We start from the raw sequence: 3,155 nt of genomic DNA on the forward strand, positions 1-3,155 counted from the left end.
CATTATATACATCATATGAAGGTGAATATAAATTATCTATTGCGGATTTCAAAAATATAGTCGGTAGGGCTGGAAGAGCCTATATAGATACTGAAGGAAATATATTTTTAATTTGCCATCCAGAATATTATTTTAATAATGATAAAATAAGTTACTTCAAACAACTTTGGTCTTGCGAATCTCAAGAAACTAATGTTCATAGTTCAATGATTGAAGAATTTGATAAAATATATTCAATTATCGACCAGTTAGAAGAAATAATAGAGATATCCATACAAGATATTGAGAAATCTCTATTAGATTTTATTGATAGATTGCAGGTATTTATTTTTAGTTTATATGAAGAGCATATAGACTATATAAATGGTTATGACGATTTATATGAACTATTAAAACATTCACTATTTGCAAAACAAGCAGATGATAAAGTATTAGATAAGTTTGATAAAGTGTGTATTAAGTATTATAACTTTGTTAGGAAATTGGATAAAAGCATTATTGAAAAATTTAATAGGACGGGACTAAGTTTTAGGTCCAATCGTGTTTTATTAGAAATTGTTGACGAGATTTCAAAAAATGAAAGTGGATTCGATTTTGATTTACAAAAAATTATTACTCCAGAAATATTTAAAAAGATAATTGAATTAAAGGAAATAAGTCCTAAACAATACTTTTATAAAGTGGGCAATAAAAACGTTAACTATAAAGTCGACAATTATAAGGCTTTTATAAGTTGGATTAGTGGTGAAAGTTTTCTCAAAATTCGGGACTCTATATTCTATGAAGACAATAATATCTCAAACAGAACTCAGACCTGTGTCAATTATATCAATGATATGTTTTTATATAAACTACCTTGGGCTTTTAGTTCTCTATATGCTTTAGCCAAAGATAGATTAATGTTTGCTGATTTTATCTTGAAGGATTTACCTGCTAAAATAAAATATGGCGTGGAGAATTTGGAAGCAGTCAAATTATGTACATTAGGTATTGAATCTCGAGAATTGGCTAATACATTGGCAGCGATGTACGAGAATGATTCGTCCAAAGACCCTGAATGGACTATAGATAAGTGGATTTTAGAAAAGAGATTTTACGAGTTAGAAAAAGGGATAAAAGGAATAGATGATATTTCTATAAGGCAAATTGCGAGGGTTAGAACTAAATTGAGAAAGAGAACTTCATTTTTAAGAGATACAGGTAAAATTATATGTGATGTAAGAGGATTACAGTTTTATGATTATTTCAATTTGTACAGTAATAAAAGTATAAATAAGAATACACAACTGTTATTAAATCATGAGCCTCAAAACTTATACGATGAATTCGCTATTGAAGTTAAAACTCTAAAGGGAGAAAAAATTGGCTATGTGCCTGCTGAATATTCAGAAGAAATATTTGAGTATATTCAAGGCGACCATGTTTTAAAGGTAGAGATTATTAGGTTAACAGCCAGAACAGTAGAAATAATAATAAAAGTTAGTAATTAAAAAGAAAATATATTAGTATTCATTTAAATTGATTATAAAACTTGATAAGAATGTGTAGCCCTATTTATATTATACACAGTTTAGAAATAGGAATTTTATAGATATAAGGAGGGCTTATTTTATGCTTTTAAAATCGGAAGAAATTTATTCAAAATTCAATGAAGAAAATATTCAAGTTGTAATTACTAAAAAATTACTATTCATTTTATTGCAGCAGGTAGATAGACTTCTTGAAGTATTGGGTAATGAAGAAGAGGTAGTAAATAACTTTGCAATATATGAATATATAGGCAATGCCGAGATGTTAATGGTTAAACTATATATTCTTATAACCGAACCTTATAATAAAAAAGAAGTTATTTTAGAAACAAGTATTGCAGAATTCCTGGTCTTAAGGGATTTGGTGTTTTGCAATTACTCTTTACCACATCTTAGAGAAGAATTGCGACCTTCCATCCGAAAGACATACAAGGATTTTTATGATTATATTGAGGGCATTTTTGAAATGCTAGACAGCGATGAAGTAAAAGCATATTGGGATTATATAAAAAACTACAAAATTAAAGGCAGTATACTCCAGTGAATCAATGAAAAAAGGCATTGATAGGTGCTAAATTCTACCAATGCCTTTTTTATTACTTCAATTTACCCTTTTCATACATCCTTTGTATTTTGCTGGTAAAGGATAGTAGTATAATGAATGAAAAACCTATTAATAAGCCGATAATAAATCGTATGACAATACTTTGAACGGCGATTGAAAAGGGTATTAAGAATATGTTTGCTAGTATAAGCAATCTTATAGTTCTAAAAATACTTCCTCTCATGATACTTAAATGCCTCCTTGTGCAAGTAATACATAGAATTTTACTTGGCCACTACAACCTATTTCAAATTAAAATTTAACGTTTAAAATAAAGTTATTTTATGATAAAATTAAAATACACAGCATAAATGGATTAAAATGCCATTGACACAGACATCTTAACGATGCCTTGAGTCAGTGGCATTTTTTGTTTGCAATTTCTAAATTAAATGGAGGTAACAAGATGGCTAAAAGAAGTAATAACTGGGATTCAAATAAATTAGATAGATGGATAAAAGAGGGCAGAGGACAGGGAGAAGGAGAAAACTATAAACCCTGGTTGACGATTCAGGACTTTCCATCAATGGGTAGGGTAACGAGAGTTTTTGGATGGACAACCAATAGAATTCATCATTTTTTCTCAGATACGCAATTGAAATATTTCTACTTATTGGATTGGGAGGAGAAAGTAATTGATATTCGGGAGCACTACCCCCTTATAGATTTAGAAGTGGTACTGAATGATACTACTGATTTAAAAATTGATAAGTTTGTAGATAAGAAAACGAAAGAACCTTATATAATAACTACTACATTTTTAATTACCCTGTTAGATTCTGATGGTAAAAAGAGTTTTGCAGCGAGAAGTATTAAATATGCTTCTGAATTATCAAGAAGGAGTACAATTGAGAAACTTGAAATTGAGCGGAGGTACTGGGAAGCACAGGGAATAAATTGGGGGATTGTAACTAATAAGGATATAAATACAGTTCGGGCGAAAAACATCGAATGGATTCATTCAGTGATGGGCTTTGGTAGCGATAATAGTTTTTCTGAAGATGAATTGGCTGATTTATTAG

At 29.5% G+C, this 3,155-nt stretch carries 3 protein-coding genes; all 3 read left to right on the top strand.

The window, feature by feature from the left end; genetic code table 11:
* On the top strand, positions 1–1,490 hold a 1,490-nt coding region (locus HHT355_RS13415; RefSeq protein WP_242967695.1), incomplete at its 5' end, for an HIRAN domain-containing protein.
* A gap of 121 nt (positions 1,491–1,611) precedes the next feature.
* A complete protein-coding gene (locus tag HHT355_RS13765) occupies positions 1,612–2,073 on the top strand; it encodes a hypothetical protein (protein WP_199179203.1) in 462 nt (153 codons plus the stop codon).
* 466 nt (positions 2,074–2,539) lie between these two features.
* Positions 2,540–3,155, top strand: a 616-nt coding sequence (locus tag HHT355_RS13430) for a TnsA endonuclease N-terminal domain-containing protein (protein ID WP_103203943.1), incomplete at its 3' end; no start/stop codon positions are given.

Source organism: Herbinix hemicellulosilytica (assembly GCF_002904165.1).
In the GTDB taxonomy this organism is placed as follows: Bacteria; Bacillota; Clostridia; order Lachnospirales; family Lachnospiraceae; genus Mobilitalea; species Mobilitalea hemicellulosilytica.